The 24,060-nt window shown below is 68.2% G+C and carries 20 protein-coding genes; 12 read left to right on the plus strand and 8 right to left on the minus strand.

Annotation, left to right across the window (positions count from 1 at the left end):
- Nucleotides 1–47: 47 nt before the first annotated feature.
- The 3 genes from KY661_RS18395 to KY661_RS18405 all read right to left on the minus strand — a co-directional run bounded on the left by KY661_RS18395 (nt 48) and on the right by KY661_RS18405 (nt 4,408).
- The gene (locus KY661_RS18395; protein WP_225411440.1) at nt 48–2,087 is read right to left on the minus strand and encodes an amylo-alpha-1,6-glucosidase; all 2,040 of its coding nucleotides are present in this window, start codon (nt 2,085–2,087) and stop codon (nt 48–50) included.
- Nucleotides 2,084–3,973 (minus strand): malto-oligosyltrehalose trehalohydrolase, encoded by a 1,890-nt coding sequence (gene treZ, locus KY661_RS18400; protein WP_225411441.1) that lies wholly within the window; start codon nt 3,971–3,973, stop codon nt 2,084–2,086. The genes KY661_RS18395 and treZ overlap by 4 nt, the downstream gene beginning before the upstream one ends.
- A 240-nt stretch (nt 3,974–4,213) precedes the next feature.
- Nucleotides 4,214–4,408: a complement resistance protein TraT gene (locus tag KY661_RS18405; RefSeq protein ID WP_225411442.1), complete on the minus strand. Its 195-nt coding sequence runs from the start codon at nt 4,406–4,408 to the stop codon at nt 4,214–4,216.
- Between the two features lie 383 nt (nt 4,409–4,791).
- Here KY661_RS18405 and KY661_RS18410 point away from each other — a divergent pair, with 383 nt between their 5' ends.
- The 10 genes from KY661_RS18410 (at nt 4,792) to KY661_RS18455 (ending at nt 15,772) form a co-directional block, all read left to right on the plus strand.
- The gene (locus KY661_RS18410; RefSeq protein ID WP_075010012.1) at nt 4,792–5,364 is read left to right on the plus strand and encodes a polysaccharide biosynthesis/export family protein; all 573 of its coding nucleotides are present in this window, start codon (nt 4,792–4,794) and stop codon (nt 5,362–5,364) included.
- 60 nt (nt 5,365–5,424) lie between these two features.
- The gene (locus KY661_RS18415; RefSeq protein ID WP_398577204.1) at nt 5,425–6,579 is read left to right on the plus strand and encodes a hypothetical protein; all 1,155 of its coding nucleotides are present in this window, start codon (nt 5,425–5,427) and stop codon (nt 6,577–6,579) included.
- A gap of 26 nt (nt 6,580–6,605) precedes the next feature.
- Nucleotides 6,606–8,015 (plus strand): GumC family protein, encoded by a 1,410-nt coding sequence (locus tag KY661_RS18420; RefSeq protein ID WP_225411444.1) that lies wholly within the window; start codon nt 6,606–6,608, stop codon nt 8,013–8,015.
- Between the two features lie 30 nt (nt 8,016–8,045).
- Nucleotides 8,046–8,786, plus strand: a complete 741-nt coding sequence (locus KY661_RS18425) for a CpsD/CapB family tyrosine-protein kinase (RefSeq protein ID WP_075010014.1) — start codon at nt 8,046–8,048, stop codon at nt 8,784–8,786.
- A gap of 132 nt (nt 8,787–8,918) precedes the next feature.
- Nucleotides 8,919–10,289 carry a sugar transferase gene (locus tag KY661_RS18430; protein WP_225411445.1) on the plus strand — a complete coding sequence of 457 codons (1,371 nt, stop codon included), beginning with the start codon at nt 8,919–8,921 and terminating at the stop codon, nt 10,287–10,289.
- A 65-nt stretch (nt 10,290–10,354) separates the two neighbouring features.
- Nucleotides 10,355–11,434 (plus strand): gluconeogenesis factor YvcK family protein, encoded by a 1,080-nt coding sequence (locus tag KY661_RS18435; RefSeq protein WP_225411446.1) that lies wholly within the window; start codon nt 10,355–10,357, stop codon nt 11,432–11,434.
- Nucleotides 11,435–11,506: 72 nt separating this feature from the next.
- The gene (locus KY661_RS18440) at nt 11,507–12,625 is read left to right on the plus strand and encodes a GNAT family N-acetyltransferase (protein ID WP_225411447.1); all 1,119 of its coding nucleotides are present in this window, start codon (nt 11,507–11,509) and stop codon (nt 12,623–12,625) included.
- Nucleotides 12,613–13,791 carry a DegT/DnrJ/EryC1/StrS family aminotransferase gene (locus KY661_RS18445; protein ID WP_225411448.1) on the plus strand — a complete coding sequence of 393 codons (1,179 nt, stop codon included), beginning with the start codon at nt 12,613–12,615 and terminating at the stop codon, nt 13,789–13,791. The genes KY661_RS18440 and KY661_RS18445 overlap by 13 nt, the downstream gene beginning before the upstream one ends.
- Nucleotides 13,792–13,817: 26 nt before the next feature.
- Nucleotides 13,818–15,017 carry a GNAT family N-acetyltransferase gene (locus KY661_RS18450; protein ID WP_225411449.1) on the plus strand — a complete coding sequence of 400 codons (1,200 nt, stop codon included), beginning with the start codon at nt 13,818–13,820 and terminating at the stop codon, nt 15,015–15,017.
- Nucleotides 15,018–15,052: 35 nt separating this feature from the next.
- Nucleotides 15,053–15,772 carry a hypothetical protein gene (locus tag KY661_RS18455; RefSeq protein WP_225411450.1) on the plus strand — a complete coding sequence of 240 codons (720 nt, stop codon included), beginning with the start codon at nt 15,053–15,055 and terminating at the stop codon, nt 15,770–15,772.
- On the opposite strand, the gene KY661_RS18460 is transcribed toward KY661_RS18455, so the two are convergent.
- From KY661_RS18460 to KY661_RS18470, 3 genes are all read right to left on the minus strand, one after another.
- Nucleotides 15,760–17,007: a glycosyl hydrolase gene (locus tag KY661_RS18460; protein WP_225411451.1), complete on the minus strand. Its 1,248-nt coding sequence runs from the start codon at nt 17,005–17,007 to the stop codon at nt 15,760–15,762. The genes KY661_RS18455 and KY661_RS18460 overlap by 13 nt on opposite strands.
- Nucleotides 17,008–17,114: 107 nt before the next feature.
- Entirely contained in the window at nt 17,115–17,954 is an 840-nt protein-coding gene (locus KY661_RS18465) for an endo alpha-1,4 polygalactosaminidase (RefSeq protein WP_225411452.1), read from the minus strand.
- 74 nt (nt 17,955–18,028) lie between these two features.
- Entirely contained in the window at nt 18,029–18,664 is a 636-nt protein-coding gene (locus KY661_RS18470) for a DUF4142 domain-containing protein (protein ID WP_225411453.1), read from the minus strand.
- A 276-nt stretch (nt 18,665–18,940) separates the two neighbouring features.
- Between KY661_RS18470 and KY661_RS18475 the strand changes: the two genes are divergently transcribed.
- Both KY661_RS18475 and KY661_RS18480 read left to right on the plus strand, forming a co-directional pair.
- The gene (locus KY661_RS18475) at nt 18,941–19,999 is read left to right on the plus strand and encodes a hemolysin family protein (protein WP_225411454.1); all 1,059 of its coding nucleotides are present in this window, start codon (nt 18,941–18,943) and stop codon (nt 19,997–19,999) included.
- A complete protein-coding gene (locus KY661_RS18480) occupies nt 19,992–21,329 on the plus strand; it encodes a hemolysin family protein (RefSeq protein WP_225411455.1) in 1,338 nt (445 codons plus the stop codon). Before KY661_RS18475 ends, KY661_RS18480 begins: the two co-directional genes overlap by 8 nt.
- 9 nt (nt 21,330–21,338) lie before the next feature.
- On the opposite strand, the gene KY661_RS18485 is transcribed toward KY661_RS18480, so the two are convergent.
- Entirely contained in the window at nt 21,339–22,064 is a 726-nt protein-coding gene (locus tag KY661_RS18485; protein WP_225411456.1) for an expansin EXLX1 family cellulose-binding protein, read from the minus strand.
- Between the two features lie 1,267 nt (nt 22,065–23,331).
- Nucleotides 23,332–24,000, minus strand: a complete 669-nt coding sequence (locus KY661_RS18490) for a DUF1349 domain-containing protein (protein WP_225411457.1) — start codon at nt 23,998–24,000, stop codon at nt 23,332–23,334.
- Nucleotides 24,001–24,060 lie beyond the last annotated feature (60 nt).

The raw sequence follows: 24,060 nt of genomic DNA on the forward strand, positions 1-24,060 counted from the left end.
CCGGTAGGCGGAGGCGAGGCCTTCCTCCAAGGCCTCGCCCCGGTCCGTCACGTGACGTGGGTCTTCAGGAAGACCCGTAGGGCCTCGGCCACGCTCCACGCCTGGGCGATGCAGCCCCGGGGCAGGTACGGCTCCGTGGCATCGAAGATCTCGCTGATCTGTCCCACGCCCTCGTGTTCCAAGTGGTGCTCCAGGCCCACCAGCAGCGCGCGCGCCGCCTGGATGTCCGGGTTCACCTTCAGCGTCGCGTCGATGTAGTGGCCGATGAGCCAGCCCCACACCGTGCCCTGGTGGTAGGCCGCGTCCCGGGCCCGCAGGTCGCCGTCGTACTTCGCCTTGTAGTCCGGGTGGCCGGGCGCCAGGCTTCGCAGCCCCACCGGCGTCAGCAGCTGATCGTGGACGATCTTCAGCACCCCGTCCCAGCGCTCGCGCCGCAGCACCGGGAAGCGCAGGGAGATGGCGAAGACCTGGTTGGGCCGGATGGCCGGGTCATCCCGCCCGTCCTCTCCATCCACCACGTCGAAGAGGCAGCCGGTGGCCGGATTCCAGAAGCGCTTGTTGAAGGCGCCGTACACCCGCTCCGCCGCGCCCATGTAGCCCTTGGCGTCTCCGCCCAGGCGCTCGGCCCACATGGCCATCAACCGCAGCGCGTTGAACCACAGGGCATTGATTTCCACCGCCTTGCCGCGCCGGGGGGTGACGACCCAGCCATCCACCTTGGCGTCCATCCAGGTGAGCTGGTAGCCCTCCGCGCCCTGCCGCAGCAGCCCGTCCGCCGGGTCCACGCCGATGTGGAAGCGGGTGCCCTTCTGGTGCCGCTCCACAATGCCCGCCAGGGTGGGGAACAAGTCCCGCAGCAGCGCCTCGTCGCCCGTGGTCTCCACGTACCGGTCCACCGCGTGGAAGAACCAGAGGGTGGCGTCGGCCGTGTGGTACACGCCCTCGTTCTCCCCGTCCGGGAAGTAGTTGGGGATGAGGCCGTCCTTCACGTAGTGCTGGAAGGTGCGCAGGATGGCCGCCGCCTCCCGGTACCGGCCGGTGCTCAGGGTGAGCCCCGCATGGGAAATCATCGTGTCCCGGCCCCAGTCGGTGAACCAGTGGTAGCCGGCGATGATGCTGCGCGTGTCCTGGCCCACCGAGTGGGACCACGCGTCGTCCATGGGGCGGGTAGGGGCGATGATGAACTGGTCGGCCGCCAGCACCAGGCGCGCGGGAATCCCCGTCTGGGCTTCCGCCGGGGCCCGGCTCAGCAGCTTCTGCTCCCGCTCCCGCTCCCGCTCGAACGCCTGTACCGGATCCCGGTCGAGGGCCCACATCTCGTCCGTGGTGATTCCCAGCGCCAGGACTTCGCCCGCGCGCACGGTGCACTCGAAGTAGCCCGGGCTGCGCTGCACCTCCTGGTGGTCATACCCCCGGCGCTGCTCCGTCCGGAAGAACATCGGAGGCGAGGCCTGGCTCAGGCCCACGAAGGGGGCGGCGCACTGCGAGTAGAGGCGCATGCGCAGGGGCGGCGCCTCCGGGGTGGCTTGCAGCTCCACCAGCGGCCCCTGCATGCGCACGATGGGCTCTTCTTTCGTGGGCGCCGAGAGCGGCCCGTCATGGGGGCGCATCACCGGGAAGGGGCGCAGCCGCAGGAGGACCTCGGGCCCCGACACGTGCTCCCACAGGACGAAGAGCGTGTTCTGGCCGTGCACCATCATCAACGTGCGGCGCAGCCGGGATGGGCCGAGCGCGTAATCCCAGACGGGAATCAGCCCATCCAGGTGGAAGCCGCGCAGCAGGCCAACCCCCTCCTGCGAGGGCTGTTCGCCTACATGCTCCTCGGCCGAGAGGGAGAAGGTCTGCCCATCGGCCTGGGCCTCTTCGGCCAGCCGGGCGAGCAGCACCGTCCGGCCGCGCCCGGGCAGGTTGGGGGTGAACAGGCCGTGGTAGCGCCGGGTATTGCAGCCCGCGACCGTGCCGGAGGCATACCCCCCGCGCCCATTGGTGACGAGCCACTCGCGGGTCATCACTTCGGAGAGTCCAGGCCCCTGGGGCCATTCGAAGCCGAGGCGCGGCAGGGACGGGGCGGTATCCACAGGGGTCACGGGGTCTTCTCCTCGTCACTCGTCAACACGAGCGCGGTCTGGCCGGGCATGAGCATCCGTCCTGCTTCCGGGAGGGTGGGGGCGGCACCCAGACCCCCGTAGCGAACGTGCTCTGAAGACAGCAGGGGCCTCCAGATTTTTCCCACTGGGGGTGCGAGAAGTGGTTCGGGGCAGGGCTCCAAGTCCATCCCCGTGCCCAGGTTGAGCAGGAGCAGGCGGTCGCCCTCCTGCCCGGTGCCGAAGTAGCGCAGCACCAGCGCCGTCTTGGACAGCACTGCCCCGGCGATGCGGCGGGGGTCCTGCGCGGACAGCACCGGGTCTTCCCGGCGCAGCCGCAGCAAGTCTCGATGCAGATCCAGCGCTTCCCGGTTCCGCTCCCGCTCGGACCAATCCAGCTTGGAAGCCCGGAAGGACGCTTCGCCCACCGGCACCTCGTGGCCCTCCTCCAGCGCCTGCTTGGCACTGGGGAACTGGGAGAGGAACTCGTTGCGCCCCTTGTGGACGAGCTTCTGCAGCTCGGGCTTGTGGTCCACGAAGTAAAGGAAGGGCGTGGAGGCGAAGAACTCCTGGCCCATGAACACCATGGGTGTCTGTGGGAGCAGCAGGAACAAGGTGGTTAGGGCGCGTGCCCGGGCGGCACCGGCACACAACTGGAGCCGCTGTCCGCGCAGGGTGTTGGCGAGCTGATCATGGTTCTGCAGGTAGAAGACGATGTGCTCAGGGGGGGTGTGCAGCAGGGGCGAGCCGCGGCACTTCTTCTGCCAGCGGTAGTACTGCCCCTGGTACAGGGAGTTGCGCAGGGCACAGGAGAGCAGCTCCTGGGCGGTGCCCTGGTAGTCCATGAGGTACGCCTCGGAGCGCCCCTGGGCCGCCACGCGCGCGGTGTGGTGGAAATCATCTACCCACAGACCGTCCGCGCCGTTCCCACCCTGGGCCGCGGGCGTCACCATCTTCACATCCTGCGGCTCGTTCTCGGCGATGAGCAGCAGGCCCCGGGAGCCCGCCGCCGCGCGCGTGCGCTCCACCAGCTCGGTGACGATGTGCCGGGGGGAGGCGTCGTACAGGCTCTGCGTGGCATCCAGCCGCAGGCCGTCGAAGTGGTACTCGGACACCCACATGCAGGCGTTCTGGATGAAGAACTCGCGCGAGGGCCCCGCCGCCTCGCCGTCATCGAAGTTGGTCGGGTCTCCCCACTCGTTCGGGTACTTCGGGTTGAAGTAGCCCTGGGAGAACTGGCTCAGGAAGTTCCCGTCCGGGCCGAGGTGGTTGTAGACGACGTCCAGGATGATGCCGAGCCCCAGCCGGTGGGCTTCGTCCACCAGCCGCCGCAGGTCATCCGGTTCCCCGTACACGGCGCAGGGGGCGAACAGCGTCACCCCGTCGTAGCCCCAGTTGAAGCGGCCGGGGAAGGTGTGCAGGGGCATCAGCTCCACCACCGTGATGCCCAGGTCCTTCAGGAGCGGCAGCTTGGCCGCCGCGGCCGCGTAGGTGCCCTCCGGGGTGAAGGTGCCGACGTGCAGCTCATAGAAGACCTGGCCCTTCATGGAGGCCAGGCCGCGCCACGCCGCGTCCTTCCATGCGTACTTCTGAGGCGCCACGATGCGGGAGGGCCCGTGGGGGCCTTCGGGCTGGAAGCGCGAGCAGGGATCCGGAAAGGCGTCTCCCCCATCCAGGCGGTACTTGTAGAGCGCGCCCACGGGCACTGGCAGCGCCGCCTCGAAGTAGCCGCCTGCGGTGCGCTCGAGGGGCAGGTAGCGCAGGCCTCCCAGCTCCATCAGGCAGACGTCGACGGTGCGGCGCTGCGGCGCCCACACCCGGAATGCCGTACGGCCCTCGTCGACGGGCTGGGCTCCCAGACCCGGTGAGACATGTTTCGTGGGCTTCACGGCACCCTCCCTTGCGGACAACCCGCAAGGAGAGTGGAGGTGCCGGGGACAGGCGGGAAGCACCGGAGGGTTTGACACCGGGCACTTGCCTGGCTGCCTGCCCCAGGACCCAGGGTGGCGCTTCGACCGTTGAGGCGCCGCCTCAGGGAGAAACTCTTACTGGAGCCGGCCCGCCCGTTACCGGAACCGGGCCGCGCTATGGCCCCCCAGTCTCAGAAGGGGGCGCCTGCGACAGGAGGGCTAGGCCTCCTTGGCCATGGTTCCTTCCGGCACCGACTCGCGGGCCTGGAGCATCGTGCTGCTGGCATAGAGGCTCACCCCCACCATGCTCAGGACAGCGGCCTCCGCCAGAGGGCCGATCACCGCGCCCATCAGAGCCATGACTCCTCCGCCTGCCATGAACGCCGCCACCATCGCCCCCGCCACCTTTCTCATCGCACGCTCCTGATCATCCGGGCTCTTCACCCTGGCTTTGTTGCGAGCAGAGTCTCTTCAATCCATGTGCCAGACCATCGCGCCTTGGGCGGGAACATGTGTTGACCACCGCGTTGACCACCGAGGCGAATCTTTTTCCCAGGTAGGAGGGGGAGCGGCTGCAAACAGGGAGCAGATCCCACGTTGCCTGTCGGAAATTTTTCCCGCTCCGCAGGGCCATCCCGCAGTGGGCATTTCGTAACCACTGATGATCCAATGGTTTTCTCTCCCCGGGACCTTGGCACAGCCGGTGCTATTGAAACCGCGCCGAGGCCATCTGGCTCTTGCTTCCGTATGGAGCCTGAGCGGTGGCGTGGACACACGTGACTGAGGAGAAGAGAACGATGAGCAAGACTCGGGTGAGGCTCTGGGCGGTGGTGGGCGGTCTGCTCCTGGCGGGATGCTCCCACAAGCCTGCGGTGAAGGTGGACAACTCGGACCATCCGTACCGCATCGGCCGTGAGGACGTGCTGGACATCGCCGTGTGGCGGGATGGAGACCTGTCTCGCACCTTGCCGGTCCGTCCAGATGGTTACATCTCCATGCCCATGACGGGGGATGTCATGGCCGCGGGCAAGACGCCCACCGAGCTGGGCGAGGAGATCAAGGAGCGCCTCAAGCCGTACGTGCAAGAGCCGCGCGTGACGGTCATCCTCCGCGAGGTGAACAGCAGCCGCGTGTTCGTCACCGGTGAGGTGGCGCACCCGGGCGCGTATCCGCTGCGTGGGCGCGTCTCGCTCATCCAGGCGATTGCCCTGGCGGGCGGCTTCACGGACTTCGCCAACTCGGACGGCATCGTCGTCATCCGCAACGACGGCCAGGGCGGGCAGATCCCGGTGCGCTACAGCGACCTGGTCTCTCCCAAGGACACCCAGGAACTCTTCCTCCGTCCGGGCGACACCATCGTTGTTCCGTAAGCGGTGGGGTGAGGCGCACACAGACGTAGGCCAAGGGGACGGGCGAGGAGAATCAAGGTGATGGGTGCGATGCGAAAGCTCTTGGTGGCGTGCATGCTGCTCGCCGGGCCCTCCGCATTCGCGGCGCGGGTCTTCGACTCCTCGCTGCGGCTGACGGCCGAGGGCCGCTATGACGATGACTTCCGGGCGGGAGACCCCGGGGCGGCCACGGGAACCGGCGGACAGCTGATGAGCAAGCTGTCCCCGCGCCTGGGGCTGGAGATGAAGGATCCCCTGTCCACGGGGGATGCCTTCTACGCGGCGGACTTGCTGATGCGCTACGGCTCGGGCAACACCACGGTGGATCACCGGGCCGGGGTGGACCTGCGCCAGACGCTCACCCGGCGCATGCGCCTGGAGCTCAGCGGCCGGTTCTTCCGCGTGACGGACCCCACGTCCCTGCCCCGGCAGGGCATGCCCCGCTCGCGGGCGCCCATCCTCTATGGGCAGGCGAAGGTGGCCACCACGGGGCGGCTGACGCGGCGGCTGGACGTCCGCGCCGGCTACACCTTCGAGGGCGCCAGTGTGGACGAGCCCGGCCGCGAGCCGGGGTACGTGCACATGCCGTCCATCGAGATGTGGTACCGCAGCACCCGGCGGCTGTCGCTGGGGCTCGAGTACCGCTACCAGGGTTTCTTGTATGGCAATGACTTCTCGGATGCGCACGGTGCGTTTGGCGGCCTGCGCTACCGGCTCACCCGGCTCACGGCGCTGACGGTTCGCGGCGGGCCCGTGCTCTTCCGCGGTGAGGATGGGACGAATGGGGTCCTGCCCCGCGTGTCGGTGGAGCTGGCGCGCGAAGGGGAGCTGTTTGACCTGGGCCTGCTGGCGGGACACGACCTGGTGGGCGCCAGCGGTTTCACCAACACGCTGTGGGCGGATTACGCCTCGCTCGTGATGGCCCGCCGGTTCACGGAGCGGCTGTCCGTGTACGGCGCGGGAAGCTACTTCCGCAACGGCCGCGCGCCGGGGCACGGCGTGTGGAGTCTGGGCAGTTCCACGGAGGTTTCGCAGGGCTATGCAGTGGGAGGCGGCGTCGACTACCGGCTCAGCCGGTACCTGACGCTGCAGGCGGCCGTGGACCGCATTGCCCAGGTGGGCAATGGCGAAGCGGCGGATGGTGTGGACCTGACGCGCAACGTTGCGGCGGTCCGGTTGTTGATCACGGCTTGGTAGTGCACCTGAGTGAGGAGGAGAGGATCATGGAGCGTGGGATGACGGGGGACCAGGTGCTGGCAGCCCTCTGGCGTCGGAAGGCACTGGTGGGAGCCATCACGGCTGCGGTGTTCGCGGTGGGTACGGCCGTGGTGATGACCCGGCCGAGCATGTACGAGGCGTCCTCGGTGGTTCGCGTGGAGCCTCAGCGGCCCGGTGAGGAGATGGTGCAGCGCACGGTGAGCGAGCTCATCGAGCAGCGGCTGCTCACGGTCCGCCAGGAGCTGATGGCGCGGCCGGTGCTGCAGAAGGCCATCGAGGAGATGAACCTCTATCCGGAGATCGTCTCCGAGAAGGGTATCGAGAGCGCGGTGGTGCAGATGCGCAAGGACCTGACGGTGCGCGTGGAGGGCGAGAACGCCTTCGAAATCACCTTCACGAGCCGGGATCCGCAGGTGGCCGCGCAGGTGGCCAACCGCCTGCCGGCCCTGTTCGCCGAGGAGACGCTGAAGCTGCGCCAGGCCCAGGCCTCGCGCGCCACCCAGCTCTTCTCGGACGAGATGGACGCGCTGGCCAAGAGCGTGTCCACCTGGGAGCGCCGCATCGCCCAGTTCAAGGTGGACCACATGGGTGAGCTGCCCGAGCAGCTCGAGATGAACATGCGCGGCCTGGAGCGGGTGAGCCAGCTCATGCAGACCAAGTCCGAGGAGCTGCGCGCGGCGGAGGCCCGGCGCTCGGATCTGGCCCGTGCCCGCAACGCCGCCGACAGCGAGGCCGGCCGCCTGGAGGCCGCCGAGAGTGGGCTGTCCCGTGCCCTGGTGAATGCCAAGACTACGTGGACCGAGGACCACCCCGAGGTGAAGCGCCTCAACAACGAGCTGGAGACCATGACGGTGCGCCGCAAGGACGCCGAGGGCCGCCTGGTGGCCGACCGTCAGGAGCGGGCCCGCGTGGCCACCCTCATCGAGGCCATCCAGGGAGAGATCAAGGACCTGCAGACCCAGGCCGAGGCCTTCCAGAAGCGCCTGGACAACACCCCGCGCTGGGCGCACGAGCTGGGAGTGCTCCACCGGGACTACGAGATTGCCCGCACGAAGTACCAGAGCGTGGTCTCCCGCCGGGTGGAGGCGGAGATCGCCGAGGGGCTGGAGGCCAAGACGGCGCAGAGCCTCTTCAACGTCATCTCCCCCGCGGGTGTGCCCGCGGTGCCTGCCCGGCCGGACCGCTTCACGGGCATGCTCATCGCGCTGCTGGTGGCCCTGGGCCTGGGCGTGCTGACCGGGGTGGTGCTCGAGATGCGTGACGACAGCATCCGCGATGGCCACGAGCTGCGCGAGCGGCTCACCCTGCCGGTGCTGGCGGTGGTCCCGAACATGCAAGGTAAGACCGAGAAGCGGGTGCTGATGCCCACGTCCCAGTCGCGAAGCGGGATTTCTTCCCCGACGACGCTGAACTGAGGCTGAAAAAAGGACGGAGGAATTAGGGTCATGGATCAGACGATTGAGCGGGCGGGTAACTTCCTTCCTCGAGTGGATGAGTCGGCGGGTAACCCCAATGCAGTGGATCGCCGGGTGGTGTCGCTGACGGCACCGGCGTCGGCCGCGGCGGAGCAGTACCGCAGCCTGTACTACCGGCTGGAGCGGCTTCGCGAGGCGAAGCCCATGAGGGTCATCGCGTTGACCTCGGCCATGCCGGGCGAGGGCAAGACGGTGACGGCGGTGAACCTGGCGCTGGCAGCGGCCCGGGCGAACCCCGAGCGGCGCATCCTCCTCATCGATGCGGACCTGCGCCGCAGCCAGGTGGGCACGGTGCTGGGCATCCGCGGCAAGATGGGCCTGGCGGAGCTGCTGGCCGGTGAGTGCGAGGTGCGCGATGTCATCCGGCGCTTCCACGGCACGCGCCTGGCGGTCATCCCCGCGGGCAGCACGCCGGAGGAGCCCACGCAGGTGCTGGCCAGCACACGGATGAAGCAGTTCCTGCATGCGGTGCGGGAGAACTTCGAGGAGGTGTACATCGACTTGCCTCCCACGCTGCCCTTCGCCGACGCGGCCATCCTCGGCCACCAGATGGACGGGGTGCTCATGGTGGTGCGTGCCAACGTCACGCCCATCCGTGCGGTGAACCAGGCGGTGGAGCAGCTGGGCGGCGCGCCCATCCTGGGCTCGGTGCTCAACGGGGCGGAGGTGAACACCACCCCGTACCTGAAGAACTACATGAAGTCGAAGTAGCAGTGGCCGTAGAGGGCCCCCCCGCCGCTCCCCGCCCGTTTCCGGGGGGAGCGGCGGGCTGGGGCCCGGTGCAGTGCGGTGCGGTGCAGTGCAATTGGGTGCGGTGCGGTGCGGACGGTTGGAGGGGTGCACGTGCTTCGGGTTTTCCACCACTATTTTTCATCCAGGAAGCTGACGTTCTTTCTCGCCGAGAGCTCGGCGATCGCGCTGGCGTGTGTGCTGGGCGCAGCCGGGTGCGTGTGGATGTTCTCCACCGAAGGCTCGCGGCCCCCGATGCTGGCGCTGCTGCCCACGCTGCTGGCGCTGAGCGCGGCCTTCGTCCTGGCCTTCCAGTTCACGCTGTACCTGCTGGACTTGTATGACCTGCGCGTGGCGGCCGAGGACCGTCAGCGCGGCTACCGCTTCCTGAAGGCCGCGGGGCTCACCGCGGCGGCCGTGGGCGGGGGCATGATGGCGCTGCCGCTGGTGATTCCGGTGCAGTTCCCGCCCGGGACGCTCCTGGGCGGTGCCATGGGCGCCCTGGCCGGCACCCTGCTGGTGCGCGTGTCCATGTACGCCCTGGTGGGCGAGCCCAGCCCGGTGCTGCTCATCGGCGATGGCGTCAAGGCCCGCGCGGTGATGAAGGCCATCGAGCAGGGCGGTGAGGACAGCTACCGCGTGGTGGCCATGGTGGACCCGCGCCGCGAGGGCGTGGGCCCCCTGGACGAGCTGGCCGCGCGCCTCAAGGTCGAGTACGTGGTGCAGGCCGTTGACGACATGCGCGGCGCCAACTGGGTGGAGCCGCTCTTGCGGTGCCGGCTGGCGGGCATGCTCGTGTACGACGCGGGCGGCTTCTGCGAGCGCGTGCTGCGCCGGCTCCCCGTGCAGTTCCTCCGGGCCACCGACTTCGCCTTCGCCGATGAGATGACGATGTCGCCGGTGGGCCGGGTGCTCAAGCGCGGCTTCGATGTCTTCGTCGCCTCGCTGCTCTTGGCGATGGCCTCGCCCTTCCTGGTGCTGGTGGCCCTGGCCATCAAGCTCGACTCCAAGGGCCCTCTCTTCTACCGCCAGGAGCGGGTGGGTCTGGGTGGGAAGTCCTACTTCTTGTGGAAGTTCCGCAGCATGCGCACCGATGCAGAGAAGAACGGCGCGGTGTGGGCGCGCACCAACGACGACCGGGTGACGCGGGTGGGCCGCTTCATCCGCAAGACGCGCATCGACGAGATTCCGCAGGTGATCAACGTGCTGACCGGAGACATGAGCTTCGTGGGGCCGCGGCCGGAGCGCCCCGTCTTCGTCGAGCAGCTCAAGACGCAGATTCCCTTCTACGGGCTGCGCGAGGCGGTCAAGCCGGGCATCACCGGGTGGGCGCAGATCCGCTACCCGTACGGCGCCTCGGTGGAGGACGCGCGCAATAAGTTGGAATTCGACCTGTACTACGTGAAGAACGGGTCGCTCTTTTTGGACATCGGCATCATCTTCCACACCATCCGGCACGTACTGCTGGCGCGTGGGGCTCGGTAGGACCGCGGCGGGGGCCGCCGCGGCGGCGAATCTTCAAGGGTTTTTGGGCGGGAAGGGGTCGGGCAATGTTCGCAGGCACGGATCTGGAGTCGGCGCTTCAGGAGCGTTGGGCAGAGGACACGAAGAACGCCCTGGGGCAGGGCCGCAACGAGCTGTTGCAGTCCCGGGTGGAGCGCCCCACGCGCATCGTGGCGATGGGGGGCGGTACGGGACTGCCGGTGGTGCTCCGGGGCCTGGCGCGGCGCGCGATGCCGAAGGCCGGCGATGCCGGGGTGGACATCACCGCGGTGGTCACCATGAGCGACGATGGGGGCAGCTCGGGCCGCCTGCGCCGCTCCCACGGCGTCCTCCCACCGGGCGACATCCGCAACTGCCTGGTGGCGCTCGCGGGCGGCAAGACCGCGCTCTCCGAGGTGTTCCAGTACCGCTTTGGCGGGGCCAAGGGGCTGGCGGGCCACGCGGTGGGCAACCTGCTCATCGCCGCGCTCGCGGAGCTCAAGGGTGACTTCCTGGAGGCGGTGCGCCTGTCCGGGGAGCTGCTCGGGGCGCGGGGCCAGGTGCTGCCGTGCACGCTGTCGCCGGTGCAGCTCGTGGCCCGGATGCAGGACTCCACCGAGGTGGTGGGCGAGAGCAACATCGTCCGCGCCCAGGGCCGGGTGAGCCGCGTGTCGCTCAGCCCCCGCTCGCCGCCGCCCGCCGAGGGGCTGCTGGAGTCCATCTACCGCGCGGACATGATCGTCATCGGCCCGGGCTCGCTGTACTCGAGCGTCATCCCCAACCTGCTGGTGGATGGGGTGGCCCAGGCGCTGCGCGAGACGCGGGCCCTCAAGGTCATGGTGGCCAACATCATGACGCAGCCGGGGGAGACGGACGGCATGAGCTGCCTGGACCATGTCCGCGCCGTCATCGACCACGCGGGCCCGGTGCTGGACGCGGTGCTGCTCAACGGCACCCCGCCGCCCGAGGACTCCATCGAGCGCTATGCGCGCAAGGGCTCCTACTACGTCCCCTCCGACCGCAGGGATCTCATCTCCGCGGGCGTCGTTCCCGTGGAGGCGGACCTCCTCAAGGAGGGGTCCAAGATCCGACACGACAGCCGGAAGGTGGCGCGCTGCCTGCTGAAGATGGCCCGCAGCGGCTTGTAGCCGGTCCCCTTCATTCCCACCTTGCACGCGCGCGAGGCCCCGGCCGGGGCCTTGCCGCTGGGAGTCTGTTCAATGGAAGCCAGACAGCTTGCCCCCGCTCCGAGTGTCCAGGAAGTCACGGACCGGACGGGGTTCATGGCCCTCGCGCCCGAGTGGAACGCGCTCGTGGAGGCCACGGGCAACGAGGTGTTCTACCGGCACGAGTTCATCCGCATCTGGATCGACAACTTCGCCCCGGGCGCGCAGCTGCGCGTGTTGACCCTGCGGGATGGGGAGGGGCGCCTGACGGCGGTGCTGCCGCTGATGGCCGAGCGGGTGCCGATGTATGGCATCCCCGTCCGGCAGCTCTCGGCCACGGCCAACCCCCACTCGTGCCGGTTCGACCTGGTGGCGCGGGAGCCCGGGGCGGCCGCGGCGGCGTTCCTCGCGCACCTGCGGGCGGACCGGAGCTGGGATGTGCTGCGGCTGACGGACGTGCCGGAAGGCGGCTCGGGCTGGCACCTGGACGAGGCCGCGAAGGCGGCGGGGCTGGCCACGGGGGCGTGGGAGTCGCTCCAGTCGCCCTATGTGCCGCTGCCCGCCACCTGGGAGGCGTACCAGGCCACGCTCCAGTCCAAGTTCAAGGCGAACTGCCGCCGGCGGCGCAAGAAGCTGGAGGAGAGGGGGCGCGTCGCGTTCGAGCGGATCGACGGCGGCCTGGCGCTGGACGGCAAGCTGGAGGAGGGCTTCGCGCTCGAGCAGAGCGGCTGGAAGGGGCAGCGCGGCACGGCGATGGCGCAGGACGCGGCCACGCGGGGCTTCTACACGGAGCTGGCGCGCGATGCGGCGTACGCGGGCAAGCTGTCGCTCTACTACCTGCGCCTGGACGGGCGGGCCGTGGCCTTCCAGTACGGCCTGGTGCATGACGGGCGCTACTTCCTGCTCAAGCCCGGGTACGACGAGAACCTGAAGGAGTGCAGCCCGGGCCAGCTCCTGATGGACGAGGTGCTCGCCGACTGCATCTCGCGGGGGCTGCGCGAGTTCGACTTCCTGGGGCCGGACATGGTGTGGAAGCGCGACTGGACGGACAAGGTCCGGCGCCACACCTGGCTGTTCCTCTTCAACGATTCCGCGTTTGGCCGCGCGCTGTGCGCGGCGAAGTTCCGTTGGGTACCCGCAGCAAAAGAGGTGGTGGCGCGATGGAAGAAGTGAAGATGTCCCAGAAGCTGTTCGTCCCGTCCCTGCCCACGCTCTGGCCGGGCATGCTCCTGGCGCAGAAGGACTCGAGCGCCTTCCAGCCCTTCTGCGCGCCCAACGTGCGCTACTTCTACTTCGCCCGGAACGCCGTGTGGCTCACGGTGAAGATGCTGGGGCTCGACAAGGGCGAGGTGCTCGTGCCGGCCTACCACCACGGCGTGGAGATCGAAGCGCTCGTGGACGCGGGCGCCACGCCCCGCTTCTACCGTGTGGGTTCGCGGTGGGACGTGGACCTGGAGGACGTGGCGCGGAAGATCACCCCGAAGACCAAGGCCCTGTACCTCATCCACTACGCGGGCTTCCCGGGGCCGGCCGCGGAGATGCGCAAGCTGGCGGACCAGCATGGAATTCCGCTCATCGAAGACTGCGCCCTGTCCCTGCTGTCCTCGGACGGGCCGGTGCCGCTGGGCACCACGGGCGATGTCGGCATCTTCTGCCTCTACAAGACGCTGCCGGTGCCCAACGGGGGCGCGCTGACCATCAACGGCCCCCGGCAGTACAGCCTGCCGCAGCCGCCCTCGCCGCCCTTGCTGTCTACCTTCAGCCACACCGTGTCGGCGCTGCTCCAGAACCTGGAGCTGCGCGGGGGCGGGGTGGGCCGTGGCCTGCGCAGCCTCATCCGGGGCCTGGGGCGCGGCACGGTGAAGGCCGCCAGCATCGAGCGCGTGGCCACGGGCACGCAGCACTTCAACCGTGAGCACGTGGACCTGGGCATGAGCCCGCTCACCCAGCGCATCGCCCTGTCACAGGACCTGGAGCACATCGTCGAGACGCGGCGGCGCAACTACTTCTTCCTGCTGGGGCGGCTGCGGGACATCTCGCCGCCGCTGTTCAACCAGCTCCCCGCGGGCGTCAGCCCGCTCTTCTACCCGCTGGTGGTGGAGAACAAGGAGGAGGTGCTGGAGCGGCTGCGCGCGCGCGGCATCGACGTCATCGACTTCTGGAAGCGGTTCCACCCGGCGTGTGACGCGGCGGAGTTCCCGGAGGTGGCCCAGCTGCGCCGCTCCATCGTGGAGATTCCGTGCCACCAGGATCTCTCGCCCGAGGTGATGGCGCAGGTGGCCAGCGCGGTGCGCGAAGTGCTGATGCGGGACCGTGGCAATCGCAAGCAGACGGGCTGATTCGCTGAAGCCCCAAGGGTGACACCGTGATTCGTGAATCCGAAGTGACGCCTGAGCCACGGCCTTCGCAGTGGCTCCAGGTGGATGCCGTGTTGGATCCCGCCGTGCTCGCGGGCATGCGCACCGAGTGGAACGCGCTGCTCGCCGCGAGCAACGCGGGAATCTTCAACTCCTGGGAGTGGCTCTACCCGTGGTGCCGCCGCATCGCGCCGGACCGCCGGCCGATGGTGCTCACGGCGAGGGACCGGCGCGGGACGCTGGTGGGCCTCATGCCGCTGGGCTTCGAGGTCCGCCGGGTGATGGGCCGGTTGGTGGGGCGCGTGGCCTTCCTGGGGGAGACCCACGTGGGCAGCGACTACCTGGACGTGGTGGCGCGGCGGGGCGCGGAGGAAGAGGTGACGCGCGCCTTCGCCCAGACGCTCCGGCAGCTGCATGGCACCTGGGACGTGCTGGACCTGACCGACCTGCACGAGGACTCGCTCACGGTGAAGGTGCTCCGGGAGGCGTTCCCGGAGATGGACGTCCGCGTGACGGAGCGCTACCTGTGCCCCTACGAGAAGTTCGAGAAGGGGGAGAGCTTCGACACGTTCCTCAAGCGCACGGGCCGCCGGGATAACTACCTGCGGCGCCGCAAGTGGCTGGAGAAGCAGGAGGGCTATTGCATCGAGCGCACGGAGCTGCCCGGCGCGCTGGCGGGGCCCATGACGGACTTCTTCCGCCTGCACGCGGCGCGCTGGGCCGGGGACGGGGGCTCGCAGGGCATCAAGGGCAAGGGCGTGGAGGCCTTTCACCGGGATGCCACGCAGCTGCTCGCCGAGCAGGGCCAGCTGCGCCTCTACACCATGAAGGTGGGAGGCCAGGCCGTGGCGTCCGTCTACGGCATCGTGCACCGGGACACGTTCATCTACTTCCAGTCCGGATATGACCCGGAGTGGCGCAACCGGAGCGTGGGCCTGGTGCTTGTGGGCGAGACCTTCAAGGACGCCTTCGAGTCCGGCCTCACCGAGTATGACTTCCTACGCGGCACGGAGACCTACAAGTCCGACTGGACGTCCAAGCAGCGGCGCACCGTGGCGGCGCGCATCCACGCCCACGAGGGGGCGGGGAGCTGGTTCACCCGGCACGAGGAGCTGGCGCGCACGGTGCGCAACACCTTCAAGCGCATCCTTCCGGACGCCACGGTCGAGAAGATTCGCCGGTTGAGGCGGCGAAGGGCGGCCATCTGAAGTCACCCTCGGGCAGCAATGCGTGGCTGGGTGGGGTGCTGGCGCTCGCGGTGAGCGCCAGTGCCGAGGCGCAGGAGCCGGAGCCGCTGGACTGGCCGGTGCAGGCGTTCTTCCTCCACGATGTGGCCCAGGTCCAGGAGGCGGGCGAGGTGCAGGTCCAGGCCGCCTTCCAGGCACGGAACACGCCCGAGGGGATGCAGCTGGAGGTGCCTCTCGAAGCCGAGCTGGGGCTGGGACATCAACTCCAGCTCTCCGGTGCGCTTCACTGGGAGCGGGCACGTGACGCGGGGGAACTCCAGCGGGGGTTCTCCTCCATGGAGGTGGGGGCCACTTACGGGTTCGTTGACTCGGCCGCGCGGGGGTTCGCGCTCTCCTCGGGCCTCCAGGCCGTGTTCTCCCGGGCCGCGTTCAGCGACAACCAGTGGACCCTGGCCGCGCGGTTCCTGGCCTTCCAGCAGGTGGGCTGGCTGGGGCTGAGCGCGGACCTCGCGCCCGGTGTGGCCCACGCCCGGCATCAGCCGCTCAAGCCGCGCGCGGAGCTGGGCCTGGGCGTGGTGCTGGGCTCCGGGTGGATCTGCCCGGTGGGGGAGGTTCACGCCGAGCTGGAGGCGGAGCGGACCCTGGAACTCTCGGGCGGTGTGAAGGTCAAGCCCGGCCCAGCGGTGGAGCTGGGCGCGGGCGCTCTGATTGGCAAGCACGGCACGGAGAACATCCTCGGCGCGCTGGCCTCGATCGTCATCAGTTACCCGCCGTAGGCCTCCACCTCGAAGATGGAGTAGCCGTACTGGGTGTTGCGCTTCGTTCCATGGATGCGCAGGTACCGGCCGCTGCCATTGAGCCCGGTGAGATCATCCACGCCGCCGTCCCCCGTGGACGTCGAGTAGATCGTCGTCCAGGTGGTGCCATTGGCGGACGTCTGGACCTGGTACTCCTTGCCGTAGGCCGACTCCCACTGGATCTTCACGCGCTTGAAGGTCTTCGTCGCGCCGTAGTCCACCATCAGGTACTGGGGGTCCGAGAAGGCGCTGCTCCAGCGCGTGCTCAGGCTCCCGTCGATGGCGTTGCCCGCCACCGTGCCGGCGCCCTCGCTGGAGGAGGCCATGGCGGCCACGGGCACGTGCTTGTTGGGGTCCGTGGTGGGGGGCGTGGCCGTGGGCAGGCTCACGTACAGCTGGCCGAGCTCCGTGAGCTGCCCCGAGTTGCCCAGGAGGTTGATGTTGGGAATCTCCGCGTTGCGGCCCGAGAACCAGGAGTAGCGGAAGACCGCGGGCTCGTTCTCCAGGTAGTTCACCGCGTCCGTCATGTACTTCTTCTGGACCGCCAGCGTGATTTCGTTGTGGGGCCGGTCACCGCAGGCGAACTCGGTCAGCCAGATGGGCTTGTTGTACTTCTTGAACAGGCCGATGTACCAGCTGAGCGCACTGACGTCGCAGGCGTACCAGTGGACGGCGATGTAATCGACCTTGCAGTTGGTGCAGGCCTTGAAGAACGCGTCCAGGTAGACGACGGGGTCCGTGAAGGTCACCCCGTCCTCGGACACGCAGTCGCCGCAGTAGTTCACCGCGGGGGCCACGAGCTTCAGGTTCTTGCGCCGGGCCACCTCTTCCAGCACGGGCCACAGGGCCGCGGCCTGCTTGGGCGTCTTGTTCGCCTGGCTCTTGAAGTTGGGCTCGTTGAAGCCCAGCAGGTACTGAGCGCCCGCGGGAATCTGCGCGGACAGCGTGTCCGCGTTGGGCGTTCCGCCCCACACCATGGGCGAGAAGGTCACCCCCACCGTGGGGGCCACGCCGGCGGCCGTGGACTCCGGCTGCGGGGCCCAGTTGTACCACCAGCTGATGCCCGCCGAGAGGGCCGTCATGTCCGCGGCGGAGTGATAGCCGTAAGCGATGCCCCGCTTGGTGCTCTTGGCCTGCGCCTGCATCTGCGCGTGGGCGGGCTGTGTGTGGGCGCCCGCCACCAGGAGGGCGGTCAGAATCAGGAACTGTTTCATGTGAGAACCCCTTTCGGCCGGCAGTCTCGCTTTTCGTCAGGAGTCCAGCAATAGGCGGATTCACTGGAAAAGCAGAGTGGGGGGTTCTCACATGAACAATTCGCGGCTCAGCGGCAGGAGATGCGGGGCGCGTCCAGGTCCAGGTTCTTCACCAACGTGTCAAAGTTGAGCGCGTTGGCCTGCGGGCAGATCTGCTGGGCCAGGGAATTGCCGCCGTACTCGATGTTGAACACGGGCTTGCCCGCGTTGAGGAAGGGCAGCAGCTCCTCGCACTCGTCGTACTGGAAGCACTCCTCGTTGACCTGGAAGTCGAAGTCGTTCACGAGCTGGGCCACCTGCCCCACGTCGTTCTTCAGGCCCACGGCCAGCCCACGCGCATGGGCCTCGGCGGCGAGGAAGCGGTTGAAGGAGAGCTGGTCGGCGGAGGTGAGCTTGAAGCCCGTGGCGTTCGCGTAGCCATCCACGTTGTCGGGGTCCACCGCGTCACAGCCCTTCTGGCGGGCCAGCTCGATGCGGGTGCGCATGATGTCGCGCACCTTGGTGTTGCGGATGTCCAGCCAGCGCTCTCCGGGCCAGCCATCCAGCGCGTTGCCCAGGGCCGCCGCGGGGAAGCTGCCAGCGTCCGAACGCCAGTTCTCATAGGAGCCCGCGCTGAAGTAGCAGATGACCTTGCGGCCCTGCGCCTTGAGCGCGCTCAGGGTCGAGGCTGGCGTGTCGAACAGGTCCACGTCGTACACAGCGACGTTGAAGCTGGTGTTCAGGGTGCCATCGAGCTGGATCTGCCAGCGCGTCCCGGGGGTAGGCCGCCACCAGGTGGCCGCGGCCTCCACGGCGGGCGTGAGCGTGTCCACGGGCTCTCCGGCGAGCGAGGCCGCCTCGGTGCCGCCACAGGCGCCGAGGAGGGGGAGGGCCGGAATGAGGCACAGCAGGGTCTTCCAGTTAGACAAGGTATTCTCCTTTTGCAGGGTGCCCGATATACCCCAGGCACCGCTGCGGAGAAACACCTCTTCTGGCGCCCGCGTCAGTCGATGATGTCCTTGATGCGCTTGCCGCTGGCGATGTGCCCCTCCAGGGTGACGTTGTTCTTGTTGAGCAGGCTGCTGAAGACGGCGTCCTTCTCGTACTTGTCCTTGCCCTCGCCGAGCAGTTCCTTGCCCTTCTCCTGGTCACTGATGACCTTCGAGAGGAACTCCTTGTCGAAGTCCTTGCCTTCCTTCTTGCGCAGGTCGTTCACGTCCTTCTGCGCATCGCGGATGGCCTCGTACTTGCGGCCGTCCTTGCCCTTCATCTCCTCGTCATAGCCGATCTGGATGCCGGAGCCGCCCGTGCCCGACATGTCGATTGACGAGAGCTCATAGGCCTTGGTGTCGGCCCAGGTCTTCAGCTCCGACTGGCTTTGGCGGTGGTTCTGCACGAGCTGGCGCGCGAACTTCAGCACCATGGGATCCTCGGACTGCTGGAGCGCCAGCTCGCCCATGGCGATCTGCTTGGCGTTGAAGACGGCCAGCTTGTCGACGTAGAGCTTGCCCTCGGCGGCCGTCTTGCCGATCTCGCGGGCCTCCTTGATCGCGTCACCCGCATAGGCTCCGGAACCCAGCAGCAGGCCCGACACCACCGCCGCCAGAGCCGCCGTCTTCCGTCCACGAATTCCAGCCATGGTTCCCACCTTGCAAAAGGAGTTGATGGGGCAAGGTGGGTCCGCTTGGAGAGTTCCAGCAACATGCTGCCTTGGCCTGCACCCTTTCTGGGAGGGTAGGCAGGCAGACATGCCCTTGGCGCCTGGATGGGCCTCATGGCAGGCCAGCCGCTCCAGCGGCGGACTGATCTGACGTACAGGGGGGCAATCCATGTCGGGCCCGGGCAGCGATGCTCAGGGTGGAAGGAGGCAGTTGCTGAACGCTCTCCACCCGGTACGCGTGAGGAACCAGGACCGATGGCTTGGCTCGTCATTCTGTTGCTCATCGCCGTCAATGCGCTCTACGTCATCGCGGAGTTCGCCGCGGTAAGCCTCCGGGCGACGCAGCTTCAGCCGCTTGCCCAGCGGGGCAACCGCCGCGCCGCGGGGCTCCTCAAGGTGCTCCAGGATGGCGCCCAGCTCGACCGCTACGTGGCCGCCAGCCAGATTGGCATCACGCTCTCGAGCCTCATCGTGGGCGCCTACGGCCAGGCCACCGTCGCGCTCCAGCTCGTTCCGCTGTTCGAGCGTCTGGGCGGTCTGCAACCCACGGCGGCACACTCGGCGGCGGCGGTCTCCGTGCTGGTGCTGCTCACCGTGCTGCAAGTGCTCCTGGGAGAGCTCGTTCCCAAGGCGATCGCGCTGCAGTTCACCCTTCAGGCGGGGTTGCTGACGTACCCGCCCATGCGCCTGTCGCTCAAGCTGTACGCGGCCTTTCTCAAGGTGCTCAACGGCAGTGCGCTTCTGCTGCTGCGCCCCTTCAAGGTGAAGCCCGGTGGCCATCGCCACGTTCACTCGCCCGAGGAGCTGGACTTGCTCATCGAGGAGAGCCATCAGGCCGGCGTGCTGGCTTCCGAGGAGCAGCGCCGCCTGCACCGGGCCCTCCGGCTGGGAGAGCGCTCCGCGGCGGACCTCATGGTGCCGCGCAAGCGCATCGCTGGGTTCGATGTCCGCACCTCGCCAGAGGAGGTGATGCGCTTGGCCACCACGAGCCCTTACACGCGTCTGCCTGTCTACGAGGGCTCGCTCGACAAGGTGCTGGGCCTCGTCCACACCAAGGATCTGGTGAACCACTTTGCCCGCCATGGCTCCCTGCCACCGCTGAGGGAAGTGCTCCGCCCCCTGCCGGTGGTCCGCCGGGGGGTGAGGGCGGACCAGTTGCTCACGTTGCTGCGCGAGAAGCGGGCCACCCAGGCCCTGGTGGTGGGCCGTGGAGGAAGGGTGGAGGGGCTGGTGAGTCTCGAGGACGTTCTGGAGGAGCTGCTGGGCCGGATGGGCGATGAGCTCAAGCCCGCGATGGAGCCTTCCCATGCATGAGTTTGCCGCGCCGCTCATCATCGCGCTGCTCATCCTCGTCAATGCGTTCTTCGTCGCCGCCGAGTTCGCCTTGCTGGGGGCGCCCCGCACCGCCATCGGCTTCCGCGCCGCGAAAGGCAGCCGGCGCGCCCAGCGCGTGCTCGAGCTGCTGAAGAACCCTCAGCAGCAGGACCGCTACATCGCCACCGCGCAGGTGGGCATCACGTTCGCGAGCCTCGGGCTCGGCATGTACGGCGAGCACGTGCTGGCCGCGTGGATCGGCTCCCTCCTCGAGTCGCTCGGGGGCGCGCGGTGGGCCGCCGCCCACACGCTGGCGAGCATCCTCTCCGTCTCGCTGTTGACGTACCTGCACATCGTGCTGGGCGAGATGATCCCCAAGGCGCTCGCGCTGGACAAGGCGGAGCACGCGGCGCTGTGGATCAGCACGCCCATCCGGTGGGTGAGTGGGGCGTTGTTCCCCGTGGTCTTCGTGCTGAACGCCATGGGCAACGGTGTGCTGCGCCTCATGGGCGTGCGCCGCACCTCAGGCTCCACGGGCCACTCCTCGGAGGAGCTGCGCTTCGTCGTCGAGGAGAGTCAGCAGGCGGGGCACCTGAAGCAGGAGGCAGGCCTGGTGCTCAAGGAGCTGCTGGCCTTCGGGAGACGGACCGCGGGCGAAGCCGCCATGCCGCGCGTGCGCCTGCTGGGAATTCCGCTGGGCGCCACATCCGAGCAGGTGCTGGGCGTGCTGCGGCAGTCGAACCACACGCGCTACCCGGTCTATGTGCGGAACCTGGACCACATCGTGGGGATGGTCCACATCAAGGACCTGTTGCGCGTGCTGGCATCGGGGGAGCCGCTGACACAAGGGGACGTGCGGCCGGTGCCCTTCGTGCCGCGCACGGCCACGCTCGACAGCGTGCTGGCAGTGATGCGCCGCGAGAAGACGCAGATGGTGGTGGTGATGGATGAGTTAGGAGGGACGGCGGGCCTGCTCACCATCGAGGATCTGTTCGAAGAGGTGGTGGGCGACATCGATGAGGGCACGCCGACGGCGCCCGTCCTGCGAGCCGATGGGGAGGGCTGCCTCATCGCCGCGGGCATCCGCCGGCTCGATGAGGTGGGCCGGCAGATGGGGCTCGAGCTCACGCACGAGGAGGTGCAGACCGTGAGCGGGCTCGTGCTCGCGAAGCTAGGCCGGCCGCCGCGGGTGGGGGACGTGGTCGGCCATGGCGCGCTCCGCATCGAAGTCACGGCCGTGGAGGGCCACGGCGTGAAGGAGTGCCGCATCGAGCACTTGCCGCCACCGGCGGCCCCTTCGCCCGGCGAGGACTCCGCTTCGCCGGGCTGACCCTGGGGCTCACGGCTTCAAGGAGAACTGTGCCGCGCCTTCGAAGAGCGACTTCGCCTCGATGCGAGGCACGCTGTCCTCGAGCTTCTGGCCGTCCGAGGCCGTCACGCGCAGCCGCAGGGGACGAAGGTCCACGCGCGGGGCCGCGGTGAAGTAGTTGTAGTTCTCGCGCTTCATCTCCATCCAGTCACCCGTGGGCCCCTGCAGCTCCAGCTTCGAGATGGGATACCGGTGGTTGCGCACCTGGATGGCCGTCCAATCCTTGGAGCTGCCTTCCTTGATGTGGTAGCGCATCGAGCCCTTCACCGCGCAGGTGACCGGGCGCCAGCGCGTCTTCACCCGGCCGTCCTTCAGCGGAGCGATCTTCGCGAAGGCCTGCTCGCTCAAGTCCAGGTGCCCCGCGGCGCACTCCGGGCAGCTGTCGACGATGCGCACGCGCACGGTGCCGTTGGGGCCTTCCACTTCCGCGCAGGAGCCGCATACCGCGCTGTTGGCGAACTGCGGCGCGTTCATCGCGGCCACGTCCATGTCCTCGGGGCTCGCGTCGTAGCCGCAGTGCCCCGCGCCCGTCGCCTCGTACCAGGTGGCGATGCCCTGCTTGAAGTCGCCCAGCGCGCGCACTTCGCCGTTTGGATCATTGGTGAAGCCTGTGTCGTCCTCGGAGGATGAGCACGCCGTCAGGCCTAGCAGGCAAACCGCGGTGAGGTTCCGGAGAGAGAAGAGTTCAATGCGCATGGGAGGCTCCTTGCACCCGTGGGAGGACTGAAGCGTAGTGTGGCCCTCGCATGCCCGTATGAGGCTTCGCTCGTGGCGCAATGGTCCGCCAGGGCTGCAACGGTGTGGGCGTGGCAACGGCGCATCGCGTGGCCGCCAGAGTACTTCTCACAGGACCGCCAGGTGCCCCAGGGCGTGCGGCCCCCGGCGCAGGTGGAGGTGGGTATCAGTTCGCCGTGCCGCGTCATGTCCCCATGGACGGGAGGACATGGGGCCGAATGCGGGACTCACCCGTCCTCAAGTCCGCGGCGCATGGCTCCGAAGAGAGCGCTGGGGTTAATGACGGCCGGTCGTTTAGCTCGTCCCCTTTAACAGCGCCCCTCTCCTTCTTGTGCGTCGTCCTCCTTGGGCCTGTCACAAAACGGACGGTGAAACACCATCCAGAAGCTATTCACAAATAAGGAGACAGTAATGGCTTGGATGTCCGTCACCTGCATCGATACACCACCTACTCTCCACAGCACGAGGTCATTCAATGGGCGCCGCTACAGCATGGCACTCATCGCGACCACGCTTCTTCTGGGCGCCGTGGGCCTCACCCGCCCGGCATATGCTGGCGGCCACACCGACGAATCCCTGGAGTTCAGGCGTCAGAGCCGGGCGGCTCTTGAGCAGGCTGAGCCCCGGCCGCCTACTCCCACCTCTCCGACCCAGCCCGTGACTCCTCCCGCCGAGCCGTCGCAGGAACGGAAGGACTGCCTCGCAGAGTTTGAGTACGATAGGAAGATGGCAATCGATGGCTGTGAGCCCATGATCGGCTATTGCCCGGCGAGGGAAGGATGTCAGGCGTGCAAGGTCGGCGTAATGCTGTCCTTCGAAACGCGCCGCGCGAGCGCGTGCCCGATGCCCTAGATTCCTCCTGAGTATTCCGCCCAAGAGCGAGCGATTGCTGCTGCCATGCGGATGCTCGCCGGCTCGGGTGTCTGCATGTCCTTGAACAATCGAGGTTGGCAGGCAGTTCATCCGGGTATTCGCCTCCATTTCCCTCAAGCGGGGGTGACCGAGGCAGGAGGAGGCATCGGCGCGAATTGGCGCGCTCGCTGGTAGCTGTGCGGGGGACGGCCCGATGCGGGCCGTCCGTCCCTATCGCGACCGGAGGTGGTGTTGGAGAGGATGCGGTAGGCGCCCACGATGGAGCCTCCGTCATCGAACCGGATGGCCGTTGCCGGGTTTCGCGGAGCGGCATAGGCCCAGGTCAACTCTCTGCAAACAGAGGCTGACGGAGGCGTTACGTCAGGTCGTGCAGATCCTTGCCGAGCGGAGGCGTGAGGCGGAACTCCGAGAACCGGACGCTCAGCCCGGCCCGCTCTGGGGTACAGCACATCGGTCCCACCTGATAGGCCGTGGCCACCGGGAACGGTGCGAGCCGGACCAACGGCCACGTCTTGCCATCGGCCGACACCTGCAACCGCAGCACCCCCTTGGCCACCGTCGCGCGCATCCAGAACGAGCGGGAGTCGTGTTCATAGGGCCCCGTCGCCCAATCCGACTTGCCATTGGTCAGCACGCTGCTGAGCATCGCCCGGCCATCGGACATCTCGATGCCTGCCTTGACCCAGCGCCGGTTGTCGACGCGCACCATGATGCCAGCTTGGTCATACAACTGCTCATAGGCTGCCTCGACGCGAAGCTGCGCCGTGAAGTTGGCGCCCGTGCGAACCCCCAGGAAATGGCCGGAGTCGCGCGTGAAGCCATAGTGGGTCTCACGCCAGAAGTCGGTCGCCTTGTCCGTTGTCACCTCCAGGACGCCATCGGTTCGCTTCCAGACCTTCGGCTCGTTCAGCCAGATGCCATCGTCCATCGTCGTTCCCGCTCCCTTGGGGGCCGGCGGCGCGGCCACGGCCTTCTTTGCGAGCGTCGGCACCAGCAACGCACCCACGCCTGCGCCGAGAATCATCCTTCGTTCGAGTCTCTTCGAGCCCATTCCCTGCCTCCAGGTCAGACACCGCCATCTCAC

It is taken from the genome of Allostigmatella hybrida, assembly GCF_020103775.1.
Lineage (GTDB): Bacteria > Myxococcota > Myxococcia > Myxococcales > Myxococcaceae > Hyalangium > Hyalangium aurantiaca.

Coding starts and splice junctions, on each gene's coding strand:
- KY661_RS18440 (WP_225411447.1), top strand. CDS start 11,507: ATGGAAGCCAGACAGCTTGCCCCCGCTCCGAGTGTCCAGGAAGTCACG.
- KY661_RS18490 (WP_225411457.1), bottom strand. CDS start 24,000: ATGATTCTCGGCGCAGGCGTGGGTGCGTTGCTGGTGCCGACGCTCGCA.
- KY661_RS18485 (WP_225411456.1), bottom strand. CDS start 22,064: ATGCGCATTGAACTCTTCTCTCTCCGGAACCTCACCGCGGTTTGCCTG.
- KY661_RS18420 (WP_225411444.1), top strand. CDS start 6,606: ATGGAGCGTGGGATGACGGGGGACCAGGTGCTGGCAGCCCTCTGGCGT.
- KY661_RS18470 (WP_225411453.1), bottom strand. CDS start 18,664: ATGGCTGGAATTCGTGGACGGAAGACGGCGGCTCTGGCGGCGGTGGTG.
- KY661_RS18425 (WP_075010014.1), top strand. CDS start 8,046: ATGGATCAGACGATTGAGCGGGCGGGTAACTTCCTTCCTCGAGTGGAT.
- KY661_RS18475 (WP_225411454.1), top strand. CDS start 18,941: ATGGCTTGGCTCGTCATTCTGTTGCTCATCGCCGTCAATGCGCTCTAC.
- KY661_RS18435 (WP_225411446.1), top strand. CDS start 10,355: ATGTTCGCAGGCACGGATCTGGAGTCGGCGCTTCAGGAGCGTTGGGCA.
- KY661_RS18415 (WP_398577204.1), top strand. CDS start 5,425: ATGGGTGCGATGCGAAAGCTCTTGGTGGCGTGCATGCTGCTCGCCGGG.
- KY661_RS18445 (WP_225411448.1), top strand. CDS start 12,613: ATGGAAGAAGTGAAGATGTCCCAGAAGCTGTTCGTCCCGTCCCTGCCC.
- KY661_RS18480 (WP_225411455.1), top strand. CDS start 19,992: ATGCATGAGTTTGCCGCGCCGCTCATCATCGCGCTGCTCATCCTCGTC.
- KY661_RS18460 (WP_225411451.1), bottom strand. CDS start 17,007: ATGAAACAGTTCCTGATTCTGACCGCCCTCCTGGTGGCGGGCGCCCAC.
- KY661_RS18405 (WP_225411442.1), bottom strand. CDS start 4,408: ATGAGAAAGGTGGCGGGGGCGATGGTGGCGGCGTTCATGGCAGGCGGA.
- KY661_RS18410 (WP_075010012.1), top strand. CDS start 4,792: ATGAGCAAGACTCGGGTGAGGCTCTGGGCGGTGGTGGGCGGTCTGCTC.